At 60.7% G+C, this 23,083-nt stretch carries 19 protein-coding genes, 1 tRNA gene and 1 pseudogene; 9 read left to right on the top strand and 12 right to left on the bottom strand.

Annotated elements, in window-relative coordinates; translation table 11 throughout:
- Positions 1–3: 3 nt before the first annotated feature.
- From RVY76_RS10520 to RVY76_RS10535, 4 genes are all read right to left on the bottom strand, one after another.
- Entirely contained in the window at positions 4–474 is a 471-nt protein-coding gene (locus tag RVY76_RS10520; protein WP_317373913.1) for a tripartite tricarboxylate transporter TctB family protein, read from the bottom strand.
- A 100-nt stretch (positions 475–574) separates the two neighbouring features.
- Positions 575–1,546, bottom strand: coding sequence for a tripartite tricarboxylate transporter substrate binding protein (locus RVY76_RS10525; RefSeq protein WP_317373915.1), 972 nt, complete (start codon positions 1,544–1,546; stop codon positions 575–577).
- 127 nt (positions 1,547–1,673) lie between these two features.
- The gene (locus tag RVY76_RS10530; RefSeq protein WP_317373916.1) at positions 1,674–2,264 is read right to left on the bottom strand and encodes a metallophosphoesterase; all 591 of its coding nucleotides are present in this window, start codon (positions 2,262–2,264) and stop codon (positions 1,674–1,676) included.
- Entirely contained in the window at positions 2,261–3,025 is a 765-nt protein-coding gene (locus RVY76_RS10535) for a uracil-DNA glycosylase (protein ID WP_317373917.1), read from the bottom strand. Before RVY76_RS10535 ends, RVY76_RS10530 begins: the two co-directional genes overlap by 4 nt.
- A gap of 153 nt (positions 3,026–3,178) precedes the next feature.
- Between RVY76_RS10535 and RVY76_RS10540 the strand changes: the two genes are divergently transcribed.
- The 4 genes from RVY76_RS10540 to RVY76_RS10555 all read left to right on the top strand — a co-directional run bounded on the left by RVY76_RS10540 (position 3,179) and on the right by RVY76_RS10555 (position 6,827).
- Positions 3,179–4,120 carry an aspartate carbamoyltransferase catalytic subunit gene (locus tag RVY76_RS10540; protein WP_317373919.1) on the top strand — a complete coding sequence of 314 codons (942 nt, stop codon included), beginning with the start codon at positions 3,179–3,181 and terminating at the stop codon, positions 4,118–4,120.
- Between the two features lie 61 nt (positions 4,121–4,181).
- Positions 4,182–4,691 (top strand): hypothetical protein, encoded by a 510-nt coding sequence (locus tag RVY76_RS10545; RefSeq protein ID WP_317373921.1) that lies wholly within the window; start codon positions 4,182–4,184, stop codon positions 4,689–4,691.
- Between the two features lie 67 nt (positions 4,692–4,758).
- On the top strand, positions 4,759–6,027 hold the full coding sequence (pyrC, locus tag RVY76_RS10550; RefSeq protein ID WP_317373922.1) for a dihydroorotase: 1,269 nt from the start codon (positions 4,759–4,761) through the stop codon (positions 6,025–6,027).
- Between the two features lie 32 nt (positions 6,028–6,059).
- Positions 6,060–6,827: a GH25 family lysozyme gene (locus tag RVY76_RS10555; RefSeq protein WP_317373923.1), complete on the top strand. Its 768-nt coding sequence runs from the start codon at positions 6,060–6,062 to the stop codon at positions 6,825–6,827.
- Here the strand turns inward: RVY76_RS10555 and RVY76_RS10560 are convergent.
- Together RVY76_RS10560 and clpB are read right to left on the bottom strand one after the other, a co-directional pair.
- Positions 6,824–7,561: a M48 family metallopeptidase gene (locus tag RVY76_RS10560; protein WP_317373924.1), complete on the bottom strand. Its 738-nt coding sequence runs from the start codon at positions 7,559–7,561 to the stop codon at positions 6,824–6,826. The two genes, RVY76_RS10555 and RVY76_RS10560, sit on opposite strands and share 4 nt — an antisense overlap.
- A gap of 344 nt (positions 7,562–7,905) precedes the next feature.
- Positions 7,906–10,521 (bottom strand): ATP-dependent chaperone ClpB, encoded by a 2,616-nt coding sequence (gene clpB / locus RVY76_RS10565; RefSeq protein WP_317373925.1) that lies wholly within the window; start codon positions 10,519–10,521, stop codon positions 7,906–7,908.
- 218 nt (positions 10,522–10,739) lie between these two features.
- Here clpB and RVY76_RS10570 point away from each other — a divergent pair, with 218 nt between their 5' ends.
- Positions 10,740–11,096, top strand: a complete 357-nt coding sequence (locus RVY76_RS10570) for a hypothetical protein (protein ID WP_317373927.1) — start codon at positions 10,740–10,742, stop codon at positions 11,094–11,096.
- Positions 11,097–11,279: 183 nt separating this feature from the next.
- Here RVY76_RS10570 and RVY76_RS10575 read toward each other — a convergent pair whose 3' ends face one another.
- The gene (locus tag RVY76_RS10575; protein WP_317373929.1) at positions 11,280–11,978 is read right to left on the bottom strand and encodes a hypothetical protein; all 699 of its coding nucleotides are present in this window, start codon (positions 11,976–11,978) and stop codon (positions 11,280–11,282) included.
- A gap of 108 nt (positions 11,979–12,086) precedes the next feature.
- Between RVY76_RS10575 and pyrF the strand changes: the two genes are divergently transcribed.
- Positions 12,087–12,794, top strand: coding sequence for an orotidine-5'-phosphate decarboxylase (pyrF, locus tag RVY76_RS10580; protein WP_317373930.1), 708 nt, complete (start codon positions 12,087–12,089; stop codon positions 12,792–12,794).
- A gap of 13 nt (positions 12,795–12,807) precedes the next feature.
- Positions 12,808–12,884: transfer RNA gene (locus RVY76_RS10585), tRNA-Arg, on the top strand.
- A gap of 516 nt (positions 12,885–13,400) precedes the next feature.
- On the opposite strand, the pseudogene RVY76_RS10590 reads toward RVY76_RS10585, so the two are convergent.
- The 5 genes and pseudogenes from RVY76_RS10590 to RVY76_RS10610 all read right to left on the bottom strand — a co-directional run.
- Positions 13,401–14,197 (bottom strand): annotated as a pseudogene (locus tag RVY76_RS10590) (IS5 family transposase); the annotation flags it as partial.
- Positions 14,198–14,257: 60 nt separating this feature from the next.
- Complete coding sequence (locus RVY76_RS10595) at positions 14,258–15,442, bottom strand: MFS transporter (RefSeq protein ID WP_317373931.1); 1,185 nt, start codon at positions 15,440–15,442, stop codon at positions 14,258–14,260.
- Between the two features lie 1,251 nt (positions 15,443–16,693).
- Complete coding sequence (locus RVY76_RS10600) at positions 16,694–16,999, bottom strand: hypothetical protein (RefSeq protein WP_317373933.1); 306 nt, start codon at positions 16,997–16,999, stop codon at positions 16,694–16,696.
- Between the two features lie 1,499 nt (positions 17,000–18,498).
- Positions 18,499–18,891 carry a response regulator gene (locus RVY76_RS10605; RefSeq protein WP_317373934.1) on the bottom strand — a complete coding sequence of 131 codons (393 nt, stop codon included), beginning with the start codon at positions 18,889–18,891 and terminating at the stop codon, positions 18,499–18,501.
- A 162-nt stretch (positions 18,892–19,053) separates the two neighbouring features.
- Positions 19,054–21,216: a PAS domain-containing hybrid sensor histidine kinase/response regulator gene (locus tag RVY76_RS10610; protein WP_317373935.1), complete on the bottom strand. Its 2,163-nt coding sequence runs from the start codon at positions 21,214–21,216 to the stop codon at positions 19,054–19,056.
- 668 nt (positions 21,217–21,884) lie between these two features.
- Here RVY76_RS10610 and RVY76_RS10615 point away from each other — a divergent pair.
- Together RVY76_RS10615 and RVY76_RS10620 are read left to right on the top strand one after the other, a co-directional pair.
- On the top strand, positions 21,885–22,253 hold the full coding sequence (locus RVY76_RS10615) for a hypothetical protein (protein ID WP_317373936.1): 369 nt from the start codon (positions 21,885–21,887) through the stop codon (positions 22,251–22,253).
- Between the two features lie 118 nt (positions 22,254–22,371).
- Complete coding sequence (locus tag RVY76_RS10620) at positions 22,372–23,004, top strand: DedA family protein (RefSeq protein WP_317373937.1); 633 nt, start codon at positions 22,372–22,374, stop codon at positions 23,002–23,004.
- Positions 23,005–23,083: the final 79 nt, after the last annotated feature.

Genomic DNA, 23,083 nt, shown 5'->3' on the forward strand with positions numbered 1-23,083 from the left:
AACTCACCACAGGAATGAAAGGAAATCGCTGCGCGGAAGCGGAACGAGGAGAAGCCGTCCGAAACTCTGCTGGATTGCGAGTGTCGCGACGAGAGATACCGGAACGGCGATCAGCGGCCCCGTCCCTAGGCAGAGCATCGCAACCAGAAGAATGGCGAAGGCCGTCGGAGCGAAGCCGAGGATCGGTGCGGCAAGGATGTAGAAGACGATCAGTCCGAGGATCATCGCAATCCTTGCCAGAGATCGGGGATTGCGGACCCAGTCCTCGAACCTGACGCCGAGGCGGCCACGCGCGAGCAGCGCCTTGATGGCGATGAAAGCTCCGGTTCCGACCGTTGCGAAGGCAACGGCGCGGGGCATCGTGCCTGCACCGTAACTCTGTCCAGGAATCACGGAGAAATCCATGGCCGAGATATAGATTGCGATCCCGGCGAGGATCGTCAGCAGTCCGAGCGTCAGATCGGTGACGCGCATTGGCACACCTCGAATTGTTAACCGGGATCACGTCCCAGATTGGTGACGCGGGCGGCTTCGACCGCCCGCAATCAGTTCAGCTCATCGATCGCGTCGCGTGTCACTCGGACGCGAGACCGGCTTCGCGCATGACTTCGCCGAAGGCCTCGTCATCGGATGCGACGATCTCGGTCGCCTCCTCCGGGCCGGCCCAGCGCAGGCCGAAGCCGCGTTCCTGCATGAAGTTCTGGTATTCGTCGGAATTGTACGCAGTTTCGATCGCATCGACGAGCTTCTGCTGGACATCCTCGGGAAGGCCTTGGGGTGCCGCGACGGTACGCCATACGGACACCGTCCAGTCGGACCCCGTCGTCTCGGCCAGCGTCGGGACGTCCGGGAACATTTCCTGACGTTCGGCGGACATCGTGGCGAGCGGCAGCACGCGTTCGGCGTCGATCATCGAAAGCCCCTCGGCCAGCGACGAGGGGATCATCGTCACTCCGCCCGCGACCATATCGGTGATGCCGGGTGCGGCACCCTGGCTCGGAACGAAGGTGATCTGGTCGGCTGGCAGATCCTCCGAGAGGAGCCAGCCCGCCATCCCGACATGCCAGATGCCGCCCTGCCCGGTGCCGGACGCGGTATACGTGCCCTTCGGTTCCGACTTCACCGATTCAAGGAACCCCTCGATGCTGTCCCATTCCGAATCGGCAGCGACCATCACCCCGCCGGGATCGGCGTTGACCATGGCGAGGATGTCGAAATCCTCGTAGGTCAGATCCGTCAGTCCCTGCCAATGCATCATGTCGATCTCGATCGTCATGATGCCGATCGTGTAGCCGTCGGGCTCCGCGTTCGCGATCGCGCTGTGGCCCACCACGCCCGAGCCGCCTGTGCGGTTCACGACGTTGACCGGCACGCCGAGCTCCTGCTGAAGCTGCGTGGCGATGATGCGACCGACGGCGTCCGTACCGCCCCCCGCGCCCCATGGCACGATCATCTGGATCGGCCGTTCGGGATAGCTGTCCTGCGCAAGCGCCGGTCCACCCAACGTCAGCCCCAGAGCCGTACCGAGCAAAGCGATCTTTTTCATTGCATATGTCCTCCCTGACATGCCCGGCCGATGCATGTCGCCGGACGTCGCCCGAGACTAGGCAGAGCCAAATCGCGAAGTCAACTTTGGTATACCAAAATCGACTACCTCGGGTGTTCCGACTATGTCAGAGTTCGAACCAGACAGGATCGGGACCGAGGTTGCGCCATTCCGTCGATCCGATCCGTCCATGCGAACCCCAGCAATCGTGGACATGGCCAAAGATGCAAAGGCTGGGCGAAAGCCGCAGGAGCGCCGACTTCACGGCATGCGATCCGACATGTCCTTCCTGCGAATGCGCATCGCCGAGACCGAAGGGGGGCGAATGGCTCACCAATATGTCCGCCCGCTCGATCCGGTCGAGCAGCGATGCCGCCTCCGCTTCCCCGAGGTCCCAGGAGCGCCCCGTCGACGATGGCACAGGCGGTACTCCGCCGCCGATACCGGCGATGACGAAGCCGTCCCGGGTGGTCGAATTGCCGTGCAGGACGAGGGCATTTGTCGCGCCTCGAAGTTCATCGATCGATTCGTTGTTGCCCGGCACGACCAGCAGTTTTGCGGCAATCGGAGCAAGCCGATCCATGATCCCTTGCAATCCTCGCCGGTCATCCGCGAAATCACCTGCCCCGATCACGAGATCCGCTGGCGCGGAAAGGGCGACGAGCCGATCGGCCGCGTCGAAATCGAGATGCAGATCCGAGAAGGCAAGAAGCCTCATGCGAGCCGGGCGCGAAGGCTCAGAAGATCCGCCCAGGCCTCACGCTTGGCCGCGGGGTTCCGCAGCAGGTAGGCAGGGTGGAACATCGGGAGCGCGGGGCGCCCCACCGCCTCGCTCCACTGTCCGCGCAGCCGCGTGATCCCCTTGCGCCCGAGCATCGCCTGACACGAGACGTTTCCCATGAGGATCAAGATCTCAGGATCGGCAAGCGTCACGTGCCGTTCGACGAACGGCAGCATCATCGCGATCTCGTCCGGGCGCGGCTCCCGGTTCTGCGGGGGCCGCCACGGCAGCACGTTCGTAATGTAGACCGATCCGGTGCCTTCCCGATCGAGCCCGATCGCGCCCAGCATGCGGTCGAGCAGTTGTCCGGCCCGCCCGACGAAGGGGCGGCCGGACAGATCCTCGTCCCTGCCCGGAGCTTCGCCGACGATCATCACCCGCGCTGCCGGATCGCCGTCGGAGAAAACGAGGTTGCGTGCGCCCCGCTTGAGCTCACATCCCTCGAATGCCGCGATCGCCGCGCGCAGTCCCTCGAGGCCGTTCGCCGCAGCGGCCGCCCGACGCGCGACCTCGACCGGATCGGGGTGAGCGTCGTTCTGCCGGACCGACTGTACAGGTTCGGCTTCGGCTGCCGGTTCGGGTTCGGGCGTCTTGGCATATCGGTCGACAGGCGCATCGCCGATCGCCTCGTCCGCACCGAGTTCGATCTGCCATTCGAGCGCCGCACGCGCCGCCATGTACGATTCCCAGTTTTCCATGTGGCGACCCTATCGCAACGCACCTGCTCGGCCCATCTCTCTTTGCTTTCGCAAATACGCATGTCCTGCGACTCGCTCATCTCGCAGGCCTTGCCGGGAGACGCAGCCCCGCCTATACCCGCGATCCGTATGACGAGGGAGCGCAGCACCCGAATGGCATTCCGTCAGAAACACCTGCTGGGAATCGAACCGCTTGCGCCGGACGAGATCTCGACGATCCTCGATCTTGCCCAGGACTACGCGACACGGAACCGTTCCGGCGGCAATCATGAGCAAGCGCTTCGTGGTCTTACCCAGATCAACATGTTCTTCGAGAACTCGACCCGCACGCAGGCGAGTTTCGAGATCGCGGGTCTGAGGCTTGGTGCACATGTGATGAACATGCCGATGCAGGCGAGTTCGATAAAGAAGGGCGAAACGCTCATCGATACGGCACTCACGCTGAACGCGATGCATCCCGACCTGCTCGTCGTTCGTCATCCCCATTCGGGGGCCGTGAACCTTCTGGCCGAAAAGGTCGCTTGCGCGGTCCTGAACGCAGGCGACGGGCGGCACGAACATCCGACGCAAGCGCTGCTCGACGCATTGACGATCCGGCGCAAGAAAGGCCGGCTCCACCGCCTCAGTGTCGCGATCTGCGGCGACATCGCCCACAGCCGCGTCGCACGATCGAATATCTGGCTGCTGGGCAAGATGGAAAGTCGCCTGCGGCTTGTCGGCCCGCCCACGTTGATCCCCGCCCAGGCCCGCGACTGGGGCTGCGAAGTCTATCACGACATGCGGGAGGGTCTGAAGGATGCCGACGTGGTGATGATGCTGCGCCTCCAGCGCGAGCGCATGGATGGCGGCTTCATCCCATCCGAACGGGAATACTACCACCGCTACGGGCTGGATGCCGAGAAACTTTCGCACGCGAAACCCGACGCGATCGTGATGCATCCCGGCCCGATGAACCGCGGCGTGGAGATCGACGGCACGCTCGCCGACGACATCAATCGCTCCGTCATCCAGGAGCAGGTCGAGATGGGTGTGGCCGTGCGAATGGCGGCAATGGACCTTCTCGCGCGCAATCTGCACGCCGCCCGAGCCGCTTGAGGGAACGCAGGTTCGCTCCTGCCCGTTCGCGCAGGACATCCGCGATCTGAGGCTGCGCATAATGAACGACATCATCCGGGTCTTTTCCATCGACCTTCCGCCCGAAGAGGCTGCCCGTTTCGCCCGCGACGCGAAAGCGCTCGAAAGTGCGCTCGGCGTCGCCGTCCCGCCGGATCGGGTTCAGGTGGTCGAGCCAGCGGCTCTCGCCGATATCGGACTTGCGAATTACCTCGTCGAGGGCGAGGGGGCAAAGGCCGATGCCGTCGCGATCGACAGGTCGCGGCTCGAGAAGATCAGGATGCCCATACTCCTGATCCTCCCCGATGCGATCAAGGGGCCGGTGACACTGCGCCCCGCCCCTCCGCTCGAGCTTCTGGGAGAATATCCGCTCGAAGAAGCGCGCGGTTCCGATGGAGCGATCCGCGCCCGAAGCGCCGAAGGGCCCGTGGCCGGACCGCCCCCCCGCACGGACGATGCCACGACCGATCGCCGGGCCAGCGGGTATGTCGCGGTTGCCGCCCTTGTCGTCGCGCTTCTGATCGCCGCGATCGTTTGGCTGGTCGCGATCTGACACGCTTGCGCGGCGATCCTTCCGCCCCTAGGAACACCTGGACGCGCGACCGATCCGGGGCCCGACCATGTCCATTCTCTTCCGCAATGCCCGTCTCGTCGATCCCGAAGCGGGAACCGAGGAGGTCGGCACCCTCACGGTCCGGGACGGTCGCATCATCGGGCGCGACCTGCCCGGGGAGAACGCCCAGACAGTGGTCGAATGCGGCGGAAAGTGCCTCGCCCCCGGGATCGTCGACCTTGGCGTGAAGGTGTCCGAGCCAGGCGAACGGCACAAGGAATCCTTCCGGTCCGCCGGTCTAGCCGCGGCGCGTGGAGGGGTGACCACGATCGTCACGCGGCCCGACACGGACACTGCCATCGACACGCCCGAAGTCCTCGAATTCGTCGCCCGGCGCGCAGCGGCCGACGCGGTCGTCAATGTCCGTCCGATGGCCGCACTGACCAAGGGGCGCGCGGGCCGAGAGATGGTCGAGATCGGCTTCTTGCGCGATGCGGGTGCCGTGGCGTTTACCGATTGCGACCGCGTCATTGGCGACACCAAGGTCTTCTCTCGCGCGCTTGCCTATGCTGCCGGGCTCGGTGCGCTCGTGATCGCCCATCCGCAGGATCCGGGGCTTTCGCAGGGGGCCTGCGTGACGGGGGGCAAATTCGGCGCGCTCATGGGACTTCCCGGAGTGAGTGCAATGGCAGAGCGGATGGCACTCGACCGTGACCTCGCCCTCGTCGAGATGACGGGTGCGCGCTACCACGCAGATCAGATAACCAGCGCGCGGGCCCTGCCTCCGCTCGAACGCGCGAAGCGCAACGGGCTCGACGTGACCGCCGGCATCGGCATCCATCACCTTACCTTGAACGAACTCGACATCGGGGACTTCCGAACCTTCTTCAAGCTGAAGCCGCCCCTACGTTCGGAAAGCGATAGGCTCGCGATGGTCGAGGCGGTGGCGAGCGGTCTGATCGACGTGATCTGCTCGATGCACACACCCCAGGACGAAGAGAGCAAGCGCCTTCCCTTCGAAGAGGCCGCAAGCGGTGCCGTCGGGCTTGAGACATTGCTGCCGGCAGCCATGCGCCTCGTCCATTCGGGCCATATCGACATGCCGACGCTTTGGCGGGCACTCTCGCTGAACCCTGCCCGCAGGCTCGGCCTCGATGCGGGACGGCTCTCGGCCGGGGCACCCGCCGATCTCGTGCTCTTCGACCCCGACGCACCCTTCGTGCTCGACCGTTTCGCCCTGGCCTCGAAATCAAAGAACACGCCATTCGACGGCGCGAGGATGGAAGGCCGTGTCCTTGGCACGTGGGTCGCGGGAAATCGCGTCCATCAGGCGTGACCCGCTTCACCTCATCGACGGGATCGCTCGCCATGCGACTGACGATTGCCTCTCTTCTCCTTCTGACGATCCTGGCGGCCTGCAGTCGCCCTTCTGGCCCGCCCGGCACACCGCTCAGACTGAATCCGGCCTTCGGCGATCTCAGTCCGACCGATTGGGGCGCAGGCCCCGCGCCTCAGCGTTACGCGATCCATGGCATCGACATTTCCCGCTGGCAGAGAGGCATCGACTGGAACCGAGCACACGAGGCGGGTATCAGCTTCGCTTTCGTCAAGGCGACGGAAGGCGGCGACATGATCGACCCGGCCTTTCCCGGACATTGGGAAGGCGCGGGCAAGGCCGGGATCGCCCGCGGGGCCTATCATTTCTACTACTTCTGCAGATCGGCCGAGGATCAGGCGCGCTGGTTTATCCGCAACGTTCCGCGCGACCCCGACATGCTGCCCCCGGTGCTGGACATGGAATGGAACCCCTTTTCGCCCACCTGCACCTACCGGCCGCCCGCGGAAACCGTTCAGGCCGAGGCGCGCAAATTCATCGAGATCGTATCTCGACATTACGGAAAGCGCCCGATCATCTACACCACGCCGGACTTCTACGAGCAGACGGGTATAGGTCAGGTGGACGCGACCTTCTGGCTCCGCGCCGTCGCAGAGCATCCGCGCGAGATCTATCAAGGCCAAGATTGGGCCTTCTGGCAATATACCGGGACAGGCATCGTTCCCGGCATTCCCGGCGGCGTCGACATCAATGTCTTTTCCGGCAGCCCGGCGGAATGGTCACGGTTCACCACCCGCTAGAGCGTCTGGAGAATTCCTTCGATCTGGCGGATGCGGCTGTCAGGCGTCGGATGCGTCGCGAGAAATTCCGGCCCGCGATTGCCCTGTGCACGTTGCATCCTCTGCCAAAGCTCCACGGCTTCGCGCGGATCGTAGCGAGCCATCTGCATCGTCTCCAGGCCAAGCCGGTCGGCTTCCAGTTCCTGATCGCGCGAATATGGCAGCAAGAGCCCGACCTCCACGCCGAGGCCGAGTGCTGCCGCGATCTCGGCGGCGTACTGCACGTCACCCATGTTGAGCAGCCAGGCAACGACCCGCATTCCGGCATTCTTCGCGACCTGCGCCGACATACGTGCTTGGGCGTGTTCCGCTCCGAGGTGTCCGATCTCGTGACCGACAATGGCGGCCAACTGATCCTCGTTGGCGAATACCTCGAACATGCCCTCGTAGACGCCGATCTTGCCACCGGGCAACGCGAATGCGTTGACCTGCGGCGACGCGAAGACGAGTATTTCCCAACCTTCGGAATCCACATTCTGCGCCGCAAGCAATCGGGCCGCAACCTGATCCAACGCCCCCTGATAGTCGCGGTTAGCGCTGACCTCGGTATTGGCGCGGATGTCTTGCCAAGCCTCCAGCCCCATCTTCTCGACCTGCTCGTCCGAGACCAGATCGGGCGGCCTGTCGCATCCCGCAACCGCCCCTGCCCCGGCCAATGTCAGAAAGGACCGGCGAGAAAAGCATATCTGACACATTCGGGAACCCCTGGCTGACCGGCATCGGAACGCAACGGATGACCCCCCGTTCCGTCGGTTGGTCTGCAAACTGCAGGACCAGGTTCAGACAGCAGAGAGCCCAGCTTCATCGGTACTCGCACCCGAATGTCCAAGGACGCAGATGCGGCCCTTGAAGCTAGCCTGACGTTCGAGCGAATGTATGATCCTAAAGGACCCCCGAAATTGAACACCATGAGCCGGGTGCAACCGCCTCGGTGTTCGTTCCGCCTCGGCTTTTCGCAAGCGCCGCTCGCTGAACGGGGGCTGAGGACATTTGCAGAAGTAGAAAAGGCCCCGAACCTCAGGTCCGGGGCCTTGTCCGCTTAATGAACCACAGCGTCCTGCGGCTTTTCGCGCTTCGACGAGGACACCCGGTCGCCGACGATGAGGCCATCGGAGCCCGCGCTCACATGAACCGTCGCACCGTCCTCGACATCGCCGCCGAGGATCATCTCGGCAAGCTGGTCCTGAAGCGCGCGCTGGATCACCCGTTTGAGCGGCCGCGCCCCGAAGACCGGATCGTACCCCTCGTCGGCCAGCCATTTGTGCGCGCCTTCGTCGAGATCGAGCGTGATCTTTCGACCCGCGAGACGCCGCTCCAGCCTGCCGAGCTGAATCTCGACGATTCCGTCCATATCCTCGCGCGTGAGGCGGTCGAAGATTACCGTCTCATCCAGCCGGTTGAGGAATTCGGGACGGAAATGGGCCCGCACCGCATCCATCACGTCCCGCTTGGCCAGCGCTCCATCCGCGCCTTCGGGAAGCTGACTGAGCGCCTGAGACCCGAGGTTCGAAGTAAGAACGATCAGCGTCTGCTTGAAATCGACAGTGCGTCCCTGCCCGTCCGTCAGCATACCGTCGTCAAGCACCTGCAGAAGGATGTTGAACACGTCCGGATGCGCCTTCTCGACCTCGTCGAAGAGGATAACCTGGTAAGGTCTCCGCCTGACGGCCTCGGTCAGCACGCCCCCCTCGTCGTACCCCACGTAACCCGGAGGCGCACCGATCAGTCTGGCGACACTGTGCTTCTCCATGAACTCCGACATGTCGATCCGGACCATCGCCTGATCGTCGTCGAAGAGGTACTCGGCGACGGCTTTCGTAAGCTCGGTCTTGCCGACACCGGTGGGCCCGAGGAACAGGAACGAACCGAGAGGCCTGTTCTCGTCGTTGAGACCCGCACGAGCGCGCCGCACGGCGTTCGAGACGGCCTGCACGGCCGCTCGCTGGCCGATGACGCGACGCCCGAGTTCCTCTTCCATCTTGAGAAGCTTCTCGCGCTCGCCCTCGAGCATCTTCGACATCGGGATCCCGGTCCAACGTTCGACGACCTGCGCGATCTGCTCGGGCCGCACAGCCTCCTCGACCATCACATCGCCCTCGCGGTCCTCGGCCTCGCCCAGTTCGCGCTCGAGCTGCGGAATGATGCCATAGCTGAGCTCACCCGCACGCGCGAGGTTGCCCTCGCGCTTGGCGATATCGAGATCGGCACGTGCCCGATCGAGCCTCTCCTTCAGGTCGCGGCCCGCATTGAGCTTGTCCCGCTCCGCCTGCCAGCGCGCAGTCATCTCGTCGGCACGTTCCTGGATGTCGGCCAGTTCACGCTCAAGGCTCGCCAGACGGTCCTTCGACGGCTGGTCGTCCTCCTTCCTCAGAGCCTCGGCTTCGATCTGCTTCTGCAGGATGTCGCGATCGAGAGCGTCGAGTTCTTCGGGCTTGCTGTCGACTTCCATCCTGAGCCGAGACGCAGCCTCGTCCATGAGGTCGATTGCCTTGTCCGGAAGGAACCGGTCGGTGATGTAGCGATGAGAAAGGGTCGCAGCCGCAACAAGCGCGCTGTCGCTGATCCGTACGCCGTGATGAAGCTCGTACTTCTCCTTGATCCCACGCAGGATCGATATTGTATCCTGAACACTGGGTTCCTCGACCAGAAGCGGCTGGAACCGACGGGCGAGCGCCGCATCCTTTTCCACATGCTTACGGTATTCGTCGAGGGTCGTCGCGCCGACGCAATGCAGCTCGCCACGCGCCAGAGCGGGCTTGAGCAGGTTCGATGCGTCCATCGCACCATCGGCCTTTCCCGCGCCGACAAGGGTATGCATTTCGTCGATGAAGAGGACAATTTCGCCTGCGGCGCTCGTCACCTCGGACAATACGGCCTTCAGCCGTTCCTCGAACTCACCGCGGTACTTCGCACCTGCGATCAGCGCGCCCATGTCGAGCGAGAGCAGCCGCTTGTTCCTGAGACTTTCGGGAACATCGCCATTCACGATCCTGAGCGCGAGCCCCTCGGCGATCGCCGTCTTGCCCACGCCGGGCTCGCCGATGAGTACGGGATTGTTCTTGGTTCGCCGGCTCAGCACCTGCATGGTGCGCCTGATCTCGTCGTCACGACCGATGATCGGGTCGATCCGACCCTCGCGGGCCCGCGCGGTGAGATCGAGACTGTACTTCTTCAGTGCGTCGTAACCTTCCTCGGCCGTCGCAGTATCGGCGGTCCGTCCCTTGCGCACATCGTTTATCGCCGCGTTGAGCGCCTGGGCATTCACGCCCCCGGCCTCGAGTGCATCGCGCGCCTTCGTCTTGACCATCGCCATCGCGGTAAGCAACCGCTCGACGGGGACGAAGCTGTCGCCGGATTTCTTCGCGAGCTTCGACGCTTCGTCGAGCACGCGTGCGACCGATTGATCCATGTAGATCTGCGCGCTGTCACCCGACACCTTTGGCTGTTTGCCTAGGGCGAGCGTTACATGCTCGGTCACGCGCTTCGCATCGCCGCCGGCCGCGTTGATGAGATTTGCAGCCAATCCCTGTTCGTCGTCGAGCAAGGCCTTCAGCAGATGCTCGGGAACGAGCCGCTGATGACCTTCCCGCATCGCGATTGTCTGGGCCGCCTGTATGAAACCGCGCGACCGTTCGGTGAACTGATCCAAATTCATGTCTTTTCTCCATCTCAAGCGTTCCACCCCGGTGCCCGGCAATTGCGGCGCATCCATATTCGGAACCTCAGGCAGCAGATGGGGGGGCCGATCTTGCCGGTCAAGCAGGCAGCGTGCCAATTTGTCACAGCAGCGTGAGAAACGCACGGGGAACTTATCCACATCGACATTGTTCGATTGACAATGCGGAACAAGCCGCCCCGAGCAGTCAGGAGTCAATGATGGCCCAGTATCATGGAACAGACACGATAAGCTGCGACACCGTTACGCCGATCCGAAGCGATCTACACACTGTCGGAAACCGGCATGCCAGTCCTGCCACCGATCGCAAGCGGGACTTCATCCTCTTGGACGGCAAGATAACGAATGTTCATCATGACCGGGATTTTGGCCGTATCGAGGCCAGCGTGACATTCCTGATGAAATGTCCCGGACAACCGGTCCGCCCCGTAACAATTCGCACCAACGTCCCGGTGCATGGAAACAGGCCGTTGCGTCGGCGTCTTATCGAAGATGCAGACCATCTGGTCGACCGCATCGTCATCTCGCCCGTCGATCTGCCGCGGGTGGCCTAAGCTGACGATATCGCCCGGTCCCGTCCCGGACCGGGCACCTGCCTCGCAGAACTACTCAGGTGTCGTGCTCTGCACGGCACCTTTTTTTGTCGGTGATCGGCTGAGGATAGCTTACCAGAAAAGGCCTTGAACAGAGAAGACCGGCCAAACAGGCCGGCCTTCAAGCTGATAGCTAGCGTGGGCTTACTCAGCCACCGTCTCGTCATCTCGACCATCAGGCCCGGACGGCGTTGCGATGAAGGCCGCACCTCCATCATCGGTGTCACGCACAACATCATCTTCGTTCTCGGGATCGAGATCGGTTTCCGCGTCGCGTCCGGCTGGCAATCCTTCGCCTGAGGGATCGACGACGTCGTCAGTCGGCTGCTCGTTGCTGTTTTCATCTAGTATAAAGTTGTCGCTGGACCCGGCGGCATCGTCTTGGGCATCTTCGTCAACCGCCTGCCCAGTTTCTTCGGTCTGTGCTTCGTCGGCTTCGCTTCCCGACCCGGCAGCCTGTGATCCCGGCTCATCCGTCACAACCGGTTGATCGGCGGTGCCGGCAGTGGTCTCGTCCGCACTCGTCTCGCCCTCGGCCTGCTCATCCGATCCGTTTTCCGGCTCGTTATCTGCAGGAGGAACACTCTCTTCACCCGGAGCCGCGGGAGTGACGTCGTCGAGCTGGTCTGTCACGCCCTCCATGGACTCGTCCGCTTCACCTTCCGGCGTCGTGCCGGCCCCGGCGGGCGTGTCGGGTGCGTCATCCTCCGCGATGATGGTCGGTTCGTCCGGGACATCTTCGGAAGACATACTGAAGGTAAAGACGAGTATGCCGACCACGACGACGGCAACTATGACGAGCGGCCCCAGTAGATTGCCCGCCCCCTTGGAAGATCTGGCCATGAAACTCTCCTCTTTGTGAATTGCGAACGGATCGCGCCGGTCCTGGTTCCAAGGGCTTGCCTCGATGCCATCGATCGGCCACGACGTTCCCGAAAAGGAGATCCCTCAATGTCCGATGACCGCCTTATCGTCGCCCTCGACCTCCCTCATGCTGTCGCAGGGCTCGAACTTGTCCGACGGATCGGCCCCGAGGTCGGGTTCTACAAGATCGGCCTTGGCATGCTGACGGGGGGCGGCCTTGCACTGGCGCAGGAACTCAAGGACGAACACGGCAAGCGTATTTTCCTCGACATGAAGCTCTTCGACATCGGCGCAACGGTCGAAGCAGCCGTGAAGGGCCTCGCCCGCTTCGATATAGACTTTCTGACGGTCCATGGAGATCCACATGTCGTGCGCGCCGCAAAGGAAGGTGCCGCCAATTCCGGCATGCAGATCCTTGCAGTCACAATTCTGACCTCCCTCGACCGAGAAGACCTCGACGCCGGTCTCATGCGCTCGGGTACGATGACTGAAATGGTCGAGGCGCGGGCGGCAGCTGCATTCGAGGCAGGTGCCGACGGCGTCATCGCCTCCCCGCAGGAGGCTGCCGGTATTCGCGCAATGACGGAAGCTGCAGGCAAGCTCATCGTAACACCTGGCGTCCGACCGACTGGCAGTGCGACGGGCGATCAGAAGCGGATCGCAACCCCGGCAAGCGCCGTTTCGGCTGGCGCGGATCATATAGTCGTCGGGCGCCCGATCACCCAGGCGGTGGATCCCGCGGAAGCAGCCCAAAGCATTCTCGCCGAGCTTGCGACATCGCGCCCGAGCAACTAAACGGGCGCAGAGTGGCCCCGTGGCTCAACTGGATAGAGCAGCCCCCTCCTAAGGGGCAGGTTGCAGGTTCGAATCCTGCCGGGGTCACCATTTCCGAGTTTTTGTCAAAAAAAGGGAAAGCTTGCGTAAAAGACAGCAGTTGCGTGCGCAAGATCCTTTAAAAATCGCTATGACGTCGCAGAATACTCAGCGTTGTCAATGCGTTGACCGTCACGCTCCGATATCTGGTCGCGCATGGCGACCTTCTAGAGATTCCGGCTTGCGCGTTCTCGCCCTGCTGACCTAAGCATTAAGCCGCCTGACGCTCTCACGTGGTCAAGACGTGGCATAAAGGACTGCTTTGTCTTGTGGGCGGGTCAGCCTTCGTCAATCAGACCGGTGGCTGTCGAGGAAGGGACGGACATCCTCGACCAGGTAAAGCGGGCCGAACTTAACGTCATTCGCCTGGAACTGCTGGATACCCGCCGCTTTCAGGCGGCAAGCGACATTCCGGCTGTCGAGCCCCACGACCGTGGCGATCAGCCGGACGGTCGTGAACTTGGCATGAAAGATTTCGGCATCGCGCTCGGTCACGAAAGTGTCCTGCCTTCGGGTGAGCGGATTGAAGCGGATCGAGGTGATGTCGACGAAGCCGAGGAAAGTCTCCGCGGTCTTGTCGTAACGCATGGCCACGCGGCGGGCATTCTTCAGCTTGTTGAAACTGCGCTCCACCAGGTTGCGTAATCGGTAGAGCGACCGGTCCACGCCGACGCGCTTCTCGCGGGACTTGCGCATCGGGATGATCGGCAGAACCTTGCGCGCCTGCATGCTCGCCCTGACGCTATCAACGTCGTAGCTTCGATCCACCAGCAGCACGATCGGCGTTGCCAGTTTGTCAGCCATGACCAGATCGAAGCCTTGATAGTCCGATGCCTGACCCGGCGTAATCTCCAATCTCATGAGCAGTCCGCTCGGAATCTTCCTTGGGCCGAAAGCGAAAAATGCCTCGCCGTTGACAAGCAGGCGGATCCTGGTCGTGACACCACCACGAGAACGGCCAAAGCCCTGTTGCGGAGTCCTCCTTATGAGCCCGCTGCCTGATGGTGAGCGCGAACCACGGTGCTGTCGATCAGCTGGAGCGCGTCCGGTACGGCCACACCGCGGTTCAACGCTTCCGCGATGTCTTCTCAGAGCCCGGCCAGCGTCCAGCGCCGGAACTGCCGGTAGACGCTCGACCACTTGCCGAATTCTTCCGGCAGATCACGCCACGGAGCACCCGTTCGAGCGATCTAGAACACCCCGTCCAGAACACGGCGGTTGTCGACAGGTTTGCGTCCGTTCGCGGCGCGGACGGCCAGGATGAAAGGCTCGAAGAACGTCCGCTCCTCGTCCGATATCGGGTTGCGTGCCAAGCTGGCCTCCATCGCAGATGCCAGCTTGAATCACGCCCTCCGCTCGATGTGAATCCCTTTCTCGAAAATGACTTAGGCTGCCGTCATCGTCGACGCTTTTTCACGAATGATCCCGGGTTTCAGCACGAGAGCTGTTGCAAGGGCGAGCGTCGCGGCACCTAGGAACATGGCAACGTCCCCCACTGTCGATGCAGCCAATCCCCCGATCGCAGGGCCGGCAATGTTGCCCGCGCCGGTGATCAGCAAGGCCGCGGTGAAACTGAGCGACGACAGATCCGGAAATAGACGCTCCGACCAGAGCGAGAGAACGGCACTGATCATCATGACGAAGATGCCTTGAAGGCCGGCCGAAATGATTACCCCGGACCACGACGTCGGTGCCCATGCAATAATCGCAATGGATAGCGCGGCGGCAATGTTGAGCGCGCGCAAAAGCCACGACAAACCAATAACCGACTTGACCCTCGCAGTCAGGAGCCCGAGCAGTCCGAACGCTCCGTAGGCGGCAAAGACGATTGCGCCGCTCGCATGTGAAGGCAATCCGTCAAGACCGCCCTGTTCCGTCACCCGGGCCGCGACGAAAGTGACGTAGACCCCATTGGTCATTCCGAAGGAGAACGCAACGAGATAGAGCGGGATGGCAGACCGGGTGAGGAGCTCGCGCCATTTGCGCGGCGGAGCATCACCCGCCGGTTCGACTGTGTCGGACAGAGCCGTGAGGTTGGCGAGTGCCGCCCCAACCGCAGCAGCGGCGAAAACTGCCCATACGATGCGCCAACCATACCCAAAGAAGGCAAGCGACAACGCAAGGAGGCCCGCCAGCAATACCCCGATCGCGGTTCCCGAGCTGATGACGGATAATGCCCCGGGGCGCTCGCCTTCGTAGAGAACCCGCTGGGCGGCGTTGTTGAATGGCGACCACGAGAACCCCGCGCTGGCGCTCGCAAGGCAGATGCCGACCGCAAGCACGATCATGTTCGGCGCGGCAGCGACGGCCGACAGGCCGAGGGCTGCCGCGATCATGCCGACCACGATGGGGACGCGCGGACCGGCACGAGCAATCAGTTTGTACGAGCACCCGAGAGCCAGAAAGAAAGTGGCAAAGCTGAGGCTCGAGATCATACCCGCTGTGCCTGTCGAGATCGAGAATGCCTCGCGGAACTGCGGCAGGAAGAGGCCGAATCCGATCCGTGCGGGGCCGAATGCTACAGCAGTGGCCGCGGACCCGGCCGAGGCGATACGTGTGATAGTCTGCATGTCCGCCTCCTCTAGCTCGGGGCCAATGGAGCAAGGAGGATTCGAGTTCCGCGATACATATTTCCGGCAATTGCGGAAGCGTTCGCGTGGAACCAGCACACGCGGATTGGCGTCACCAAACGCACGAGCCTGCGCGCCCTGCTCTTCTCCGAACTACGGCAAGGTCTGCGGGTGCATTTCTAGGCTACGCGGCGTGGATCGCCAGTCAGCGCCGAGCCACGAAGTTGATTGGTTGGATGTTCCCAAGGCCGTATGCTCGCCGTAGCAATGGCGTTTTCTGATTTCTTGTCGTGCTTTGGCTGGCATGGGGAACAGCACCTCGTTCACGATCTTGTCTCTCCGCCATCCATTGAAGCTTTCGACAGCGAGCGGTAAGTGCGACCGGTCCGAAGCCGCCGAGAGCGCTCTAGATGAATTTTTGGTACAAGGTACTGTCAATCGCGCTCGACGTACCGGTACCACGATAGCACCGCCCTGGACGTCCGTTCCGGGCGAATGTCCGCCATCGTTTGACGGTCGCTCTTCGCGATCGGGGCATAAAGCTCCCCGACGACCAGAAAGTCGGAGGTCGACATGTCGGCGATCAGAGCTCTCGCCAGTGTCGCTCGGACCGTGTATGGATGGCCCCTCGGCAAGAGCTTTGTTTGGGTCCGGCATTCCGGTCGGACGTGGCCATGTATGCGGCGTCTGATCTGCGAGCTGAACTGCCGCGCGCCCTGATGAAGTCCGCTGGGGGCGGTAGGTCCCGATCAATGATCCGCGTTCTGCGCCGCACGGGTCAGAACTGGGTGTCGCTGTCCGCCCTGTCTGAGCCTCGTCGCCATCACCTCACGTCGCGCCTTACCATCTCGGTGCCACCGGACGCTCCCAGGCGGTAATCCTTTTCTCAGCCCGGCAGGGCCCGGTAACTTCCGCCGCGGGCGATGAGCGCCCAGACGGTACGGGCCATGCGCGAGGCAAGCGCGACAGCGACGACCTTCACCGGTTTCCTTGCAAGCATTCCATCAAACCAGTCAGGCACCTGCTCCCCGGGAACGACCCGCCGTCTCTGCTGCTTGCTGATCGTTCGCCATCGGTATCAAACGCATGGCGACCTAATTGCTCACCATGGCTCCGAGGTAGAGAAGGCGGCACAGGTAGCGGCTTCCGGCTTTGAAGGTCCGTCCAAGCCGCTCTTTGCCGCCGAACGAATGCGCTTGGAGTGTCGCGGGCCGGAACGCGATCCGTCCGAGAGACGGACCGCACACCGAGCTAGGCGGTGTAGCCGCAGGCGGAACGGAAGACGGCCACGTCGGGCGTGGTGGCCGCAAGGGCCGCGGACGCAATGGGTCCGGGTCCGGGAATGGTGGCCAGCCGCCGGGCAAGTAGATCGGTCCTTTGGGCCGCCGTGATCCGCCCCGTTGCGAGGTCGATCTTCTCCTCCTGATCGCGCAACCGACCGACGAGCAGGTCGAGCGCCGGGTGCGCTACCTCGGGCACATCGCGCACGGCTTCGAGCAGCCGGTTCTTCGGCGGGCGATCGCGGGTCCATCCACGATCGCTCGTCCGCCTCACCATGGATGCTTTTGGCAACCACACTTGGCGAAGGGTGCGGGCTTGCCTGCATGAAACGCTCCGGGGGAGCGTTTCGACCGAGCCGAGGCCCGCAGGGCCTGATCTCCGACAGTTGCGCGCGGATCGCGTTCGCCGTCTGGATGCGCTGGCGCACGAGGAAGTCCCACGCCTTGTGATCCAAGAGCCCCGCCCGACGGTCGGTTGACTTCAAAGTTACGAAACGCATCGTCTGGCGACGTCCCGCCCCTCCGCGTCGGCAACGTGAACCTGAAAAAAGCTCTTGGCCAGATCGAGGCCGATGGAAATAGGCTGATCCTTGGATGGCTCCCCTCGGTGGAATGCTTCACAGCTCCCACACTGGCACATCGCGATGCCGCTGGCGGGGTAATCCGCACCATCAATGGCGCGACAAAGCATATCATTCTAGCCTGCGCTCACCGACCAAGACCGGCTACGAAATCGGCGACCACCGGCATTTAAATCGCCAACCGATGCGAGGCTTCAGCAGGACGTTTTCGCATTCGACACCAGCGCAAGCCGGCGCATCTCGAGGACCCACTCCTAGCGGCCCCGGCAACACACCCGAAGCCTTTTCCCACCAGATCCGCCGGAGCTTTGTAATGTTCATCCACAGCCGAACAGGCAATTTGGCAAAACCGAATTTGTTAAGAACGACGATACCCTGTCGCTCGATCATGACATGCACCCGAACCGGCATCGTCCAGCCTCATGCTTCGCTCACACGCGCTCGAGCGATCCATTCCAAGCGCCTGATCCGGCCAACGCAGACTTACCCCAAGGCGCTTCAAGAGGTGCATTACTGCCTCCAGTCTCCCACCGGGCATCGGCATCCTAGATGCGACATCCTTTGCGGTCGCATTGTCGAGCGTAGTCTTGCCGGGACATTTCTCGATCTTCGGGTCTTTGCCTAGCAGATATGGAGGCATTTGGCACTCAACACCTTGCGCTCACCGAACTTCGCCTTCAATCGATGGAATTTCTCTAAGCTGCGCCTGCAAGCCCGGCAGACATCAACCGAGTGCATCCGTCGACGGAATGCGTCGACCCTGATCGTAGGGCATCGCACCGATCTGATATCCGTCGAGCTTTGATCACTTATTTTTCTGTCACCTCAATCAAAATGGATGCTACCTCAGAGCAAGGGAGGGAACGAACCATTGGTAAAACCGGCCAACCTCCTCGGTAACCGAGGCAATGGCCGACCAGCGCGATCCAAGTCGTCCTAAATCATCGAGGACTATCCGTCCTGCGTACAAGCAGGGCAAACTCCCTCACCAATTAATTACGCCAACCCTAAACGATACAAAGTTTGAGGCCTTAGAGCTCTACCTTGTTGCGCTGAATCCATGTGGCCCCCAAGAGGTATAAAAATCGATGAAGGTGCTGCAATATCCCCTTTCAAAGTAACGTGAGTGTACTGTTTTGAAGTTAGGAGAATCACGCGTTACGGCCGGAAATCCGCACGGCAAAAGTGAACATAATCAGGAGCGGAGTTGGTTCAGTGCATCGCGCTCAAAGTGAAGAACCTTGCGTAATTCAGCCACCGAAATTGGCTTGAGCATTAGGCGTCCTGCTGAGAGGTCGCGTGCCTCGGCGATGAGCCGGGCAGCGAGGGCATTGACGTCCGAGCCGCCTGTCATGAAGCGGATACGCATAGCACCGTTCAGATCGGGTAGTTCCCTTGCAACTTCGGTTCCATCCAGATGTGGCATGTCGAGATCGCAGAGGATGAGGGCAGGACCGCCTTCGCGTTTCATCGCCTGAATCAACTCGCGACCGTCCCGGCATAGTACTGGCGACCAACCATCCTTCCGCGCGACCTCGGCGCAGAATTCTGCGAACTCGGCATTGTCGTCTGCGATGAAGATTCTCAAGAAACGTCTCCTGAATAACGACAGCATATTCCTTGCGATGATCCGCTTGCAATCTCTCTATCTTAAATTCTGAAGCTTGAATAACCTTCAATCGCCTTTTCATAGTGGATATATCCATCTCTTTCGTTGCTTTAAAAGATTCTTCATTACGGACATCAAAGCCTAGGAATCTGGTACGTCATTCATCCTTTTCCGCAAAGTAGCGTTTAGTGTCTTGATAAGCTCGGAACGGGCGACAGGCTTCGTAAGACGGCCGTCGTCCGACTGCAGCCCGTTCCCGTGGACTGTTGCCTCGGATGCGTATCCGGACATGAAAACTATCGGAAGGTCCGGCCGTTGCTCGCGAAGTTTCTTCGCAAGATGCGTTCCCTGAAGATTGCCGGGCATCACGATGTCGGTCAGCAGGATATCGTAATCGCTGGTGCCCCCCCATAGTGAAAAGGCCTCGTCGCCGGACCGAGCTGTGACCACGTCGAAGCCGGCCTTGGTAAGCGTCTCCTGAATCGTCGATAGGACCATGGCTTCGTCTTCGACCACGAGCACGCGCGCACCCCTCCCTCCTGTGGCGTCCGCTCTCTCCTCGGGCAGGACATCAGGAGCCAACGTACCGTTGCTGGTCTTGAAGTAGAGCTTGAACGTCGTCCCCACTCCGACTTCGGAATAGACCAAGATGGTTCCCTTAGACTGGCGCATGAAACCCATTACCATCGCCAGACCCACACCGGATCCCTGACCGGGAGGCTTGGTGGTAAAGAAGGGCTCGAATATCCTTCTGAGATTTTCCGGATCAATGCCCGTACCGGTGTCGCTTACCGCAATCATTGCATACCGGCCTGGTTCTATTTCCTCACCACGCGAGTCGATATAATCGTCGTCGATCCGGATATTTGCAGTCTCGATGGTAATTTGACCACCACTCGGCATCGCATCACGCGCATTGATGATGAGATTGAGGATGGCATGGTCGACCATATCCCGATCCACCTCGACTGACCAAAGCCCCGCCGACAAAGCGGTTTCAAGGGAGATCGTAGCAGGCAAGACACGTGAGGTAATCTCGTTACTTTTTCGCAAAAGCTCGTTTAGGTCGGTCAGCTCGACATGAAGCTGAGACTTTCTGGCAAAACCAAGGATGCTTCGGGTCAGACTTGCGCCTTTCCTGGTCGCCTCCAAAGCCGATTTCGCGTGTCGTTGGACGTCATCCTGTTTGTCGGATTCTATCAACAATTCCAGATTGCCGAGGATGACGGCAAGGAGGTTATTGAAGTCGTGGGCAACCCCCCCGGCAAGCTGACCGATTGCCTCCACCTTTTCCGCCTGACGCAATCGATCCTCCAGTTCGATGATCTCGGTTATATCCTGAATTGTCCCGGTGAACCCCGCAACTTCGCCTATGGAATTGTAGGTAACTTCACCGATATCGTTTACGATAATGGTCTTTCCGTCAGGGCGTATCATTCTGTGAACACAGGAAAAATTTCCGTCACCCTCTACAGCTTTGCGCATCGCGCGCCGTAGTTGCCCCCTGTCTTCGGGATGGACAAGTTCCCAGGCGTAATCCCGCGATCCGTCAAACTCCTCAGCTTCGACGCCAAGCAGGCGATGAGTGGATTCCGACCAAGTAATCCGATCACGTAGATTGCTTTCCCACCGTCCCAGCTTAGCCAGATCTTCCGCTTTGCGGAGGATGCGGTCGTGTCGTTCGATCGCTGCGGTATACTCATGGAGTTTGCGTCTTCTCAAAAAGCTGAAAGTTAGTAGTGCTGCGAAAAGCAATAAGGATGAAATTAGACTCGCGATAAATGTTACCGACAGGCGTGTTTGACGGTAGGCAAGTACGTCTTCTATCTCGGCCTCAAAGCCACGTATCGCAGCGCCGGCAGATTCATCTGAAACGCGAACTATATCGTCTATCTCCGCGCTGCTGAGACCATCCAATGACAAAGCTTGGATTCTATCGAGGTTGCTTCGATATTCGCTAACTGTCTTGGCTACGGCATCCAGATCATGTGGAATGCCAAGCTCATCAGCGAGCCGGCTGGTCGTCTCGACGATATACAAAACTTCCGCGAAGTCCGACCGGGCGCGATCTTGATAGATCGGTTCATCAGGTCGAAGCACGGCGTTCTTGAAATTGTGGATGAACCCGTCGTAGCCGATCGTTCGCTCCAACCTGAGGAAAAGGCGGGAAATTTCCAGGCCGTGCTGCGTGGTTAATATATACCGCCTGGCAGACATGACGCTCAGGAGGACAAGCAAGCAGAGCCCGAATCCCGCAACAAGGGCGACAAACGAGCCTGAACGCGCGGCATTGAGCGATCGCATGAGGCTTGATGCTCCATCTCGGTTCATGCCGAGTATGGAGCGACTCACGGAATTTCTCAAACAGAACCGTATTTTCGCGGCGCATTAATGCGAATTTATTTCTTAATATCGATCCTAATTTTATCTGATCGTAATTCAGAAAATTATCGGTATCAGCTTGATCGTGTTCGCCCAGTAAGGTCACGCCGTGCGCTGTCGTAATCCAGCTTAGTGTCTGAAATAAATAATAGCTTGAACAAAACTTGATGTTGAACGAGGAGCGGGTACTCTTCGCGCTCTCCATTTCCGCAATTCGCGCTCGGAACGGATGCAAACCGCCAACCGCCGTCGTGGGCTGGATGGCGTTATCTAGATTGCCGGGACCGGGTTGCCGCGGCAAAATCTACCCGAAGGATGGGACCGAGTTGTCGAACGCTTGCCGCCAGTTCTGGCGCTAGACGCCGGCCAGGCTTCGAGACGATATCCCCGCGTTGAACCACGCTGGCACCGCGCAGGACACACTCCGCATGGTCGGCTCCACGGTGGTCCGCGCTCATTATCATGAAGCAGGCTAGAAAGGGGCTCTTGACAGATTTGTGCCGGCCGCGCGGCGCGCTTCGAGATCAGGTCCACATCCTTGTCAATGGTGAGGCGCTGATCGGTCATCTGTCCAAGGACCATGTCGGTCCATGCTCTATTCCAGAACCGATATCACACCAAAACAGACCTTCGACCACCTCAAGCACGATCCGGTAGTGGCAAACAACCTGCTCGCCCCAAGCGCCGTACTCGCCGACCGCCGCTATGACACAGACCACATACGGAAAACCGTCAAGCGCTCCAAAGACCTACCCATGATCCATTTAGGGAGGTGCCGCGAGAAGCACATCGGGATTTTTCGATGCCTGTCCCGCGCCCGCAAATCCATCGAACGCTGTCCCCATAAGCTTAGAGACGCTCACCACGGGGCCAGTCAGGACGATGGTACCATGGCGCTCTTTCTGGGCGCCATCAACATCACCTCGAGCCGGTTTTCACCCCTCAATTTGTCAATATAACTTAACACAGTTACGCCGTCGAACGAATGATCTATCTGTGGACCTATGGAACCCTGCTGCTCACAACCCTGTCGTTGTGGTTGGGTTGAGCTGAACAACTAAGAAGGGGGAACACCATATGTTCGACTGGATAACGGGATTCATCGACTCTGTCGGAGCACTCGGCATCGGTTTCCTGATGCTACTGGAGAACGTCTTTCCGCCAATCCCCTCGGAACTGATCATGCCGCTCGCAGGGTTCAACGCAGCTGTCGGTCAGCAAAGCCTTGCCGGGGTAATCTCAGCCGGTTCGGCTGGTTCTCTGTTGGGAGCCCTTCTCTGGTATTGGATCGGCAGAAAGATCGGAATGGACCGCCTCAAGCGTCTCGCGAACAGGCATGGCCGTTGGCTGACAATCACACCTGACGAGTTGGAACGGTCAAACGCATGGTTCCAGCGGCATGGCGGAATGGCGGTATTGATCGGTCGACTAATTCCGACTGTGCGCACATTCATATCAGTTCCAGCAGGCGTGGCACGAATGCCGATTGCCAAATTTCTGGCATACACAACCGTCGGCACGGTGGCATGGACCACTCTTCTCACGCTTGCTGGCTACTGGCTCCAGTCGCAATACACCAAGGTCGCGGGTTGGATGAATCCGGTTTCCACCGGTGTGGTGATCCTCCTAGTTGCCTACTATTTTTGGCGCGTCGCAACATATCGTCGGCGTGTTCTGAAAGCATCAGACCATTCCGACGTGATTTCTTGATTCTCGTGAATCCCACAACCTGATAGGCGTTGTTGCAGAACTCTGTCTGCGGGCGATTCACAGCGTGAATCCAGTTGGT

Source organism: Palleronia sp. LCG004, from assembly GCF_032931615.1.
Classification (GTDB): domain Bacteria; phylum Pseudomonadota; class Alphaproteobacteria; order Rhodobacterales; family Rhodobacteraceae; genus Palleronia.

Coding starts and splice junctions, on each gene's coding strand:
- RVY76_RS10520 (WP_317373913.1), bottom strand. CDS start 474: ATGCGCGTCACCGATCTGACGCTCGGACTGCTGACGATCCTCGCCGGG.
- RVY76_RS10525 (WP_317373915.1), bottom strand. CDS start 1,546: ATGAAAAAGATCGCTTTGCTCGGTACGGCTCTGGGGCTGACGTTGGGT.
- RVY76_RS10530 (WP_317373916.1), bottom strand. CDS start 2,264: ATGAGGCTTCTTGCCTTCTCGGATCTGCATCTCGATTTCGACGCGGCC.
- RVY76_RS10535 (WP_317373917.1), bottom strand. CDS start 3,025: ATGGAAAACTGGGAATCGTACATGGCGGCGCGTGCGGCGCTCGAATGG.
- RVY76_RS10540 (WP_317373919.1), top strand. CDS start 3,179: ATGGCATTCCGTCAGAAACACCTGCTGGGAATCGAACCGCTTGCGCCG.
- RVY76_RS10545 (WP_317373921.1), top strand. CDS start 4,182: ATGAACGACATCATCCGGGTCTTTTCCATCGACCTTCCGCCCGAAGAG.
- pyrC (WP_317373922.1), top strand. CDS start 4,759: ATGTCCATTCTCTTCCGCAATGCCCGTCTCGTCGATCCCGAAGCGGGA.
- RVY76_RS10555 (WP_317373923.1), top strand. CDS start 6,060: ATGCGACTGACGATTGCCTCTCTTCTCCTTCTGACGATCCTGGCGGCC.
- RVY76_RS10560 (WP_317373924.1), bottom strand. CDS start 7,561: ATGTGTCAGATATGCTTTTCTCGCCGGTCCTTTCTGACATTGGCCGGG.
- clpB (WP_317373925.1), bottom strand. CDS start 10,521: ATGAATTTGGATCAGTTCACCGAACGGTCGCGCGGTTTCATACAGGCG.
- RVY76_RS10570 (WP_317373927.1), top strand. CDS start 10,740: ATGATGGCCCAGTATCATGGAACAGACACGATAAGCTGCGACACCGTT.
- RVY76_RS10575 (WP_317373929.1), bottom strand. CDS start 11,978: ATGGCCAGATCTTCCAAGGGGGCGGGCAATCTACTGGGGCCGCTCGTC.
- pyrF (WP_317373930.1), top strand. CDS start 12,087: ATGTCCGATGACCGCCTTATCGTCGCCCTCGACCTCCCTCATGCTGTC.
- RVY76_RS10595 (WP_317373931.1), bottom strand. CDS start 15,442: ATGCAGACTATCACACGTATCGCCTCGGCCGGGTCCGCGGCCACTGCT.
- RVY76_RS10600 (WP_317373933.1), bottom strand. CDS start 16,999: ATGGTGAGGCGGACGAGCGATCGTGGATGGACCCGCGATCGCCCGCCG.
- RVY76_RS10610 (WP_317373935.1), bottom strand. CDS start 21,216: ATGCGATCGCTCAATGCCGCGCGTTCAGGCTCGTTTGTCGCCCTTGTT.
- RVY76_RS10615 (WP_317373936.1), top strand. CDS start 21,885: ATGCTCTATTCCAGAACCGATATCACACCAAAACAGACCTTCGACCAC.
- RVY76_RS10620 (WP_317373937.1), top strand. CDS start 22,372: ATGTTCGACTGGATAACGGGATTCATCGACTCTGTCGGAGCACTCGGC.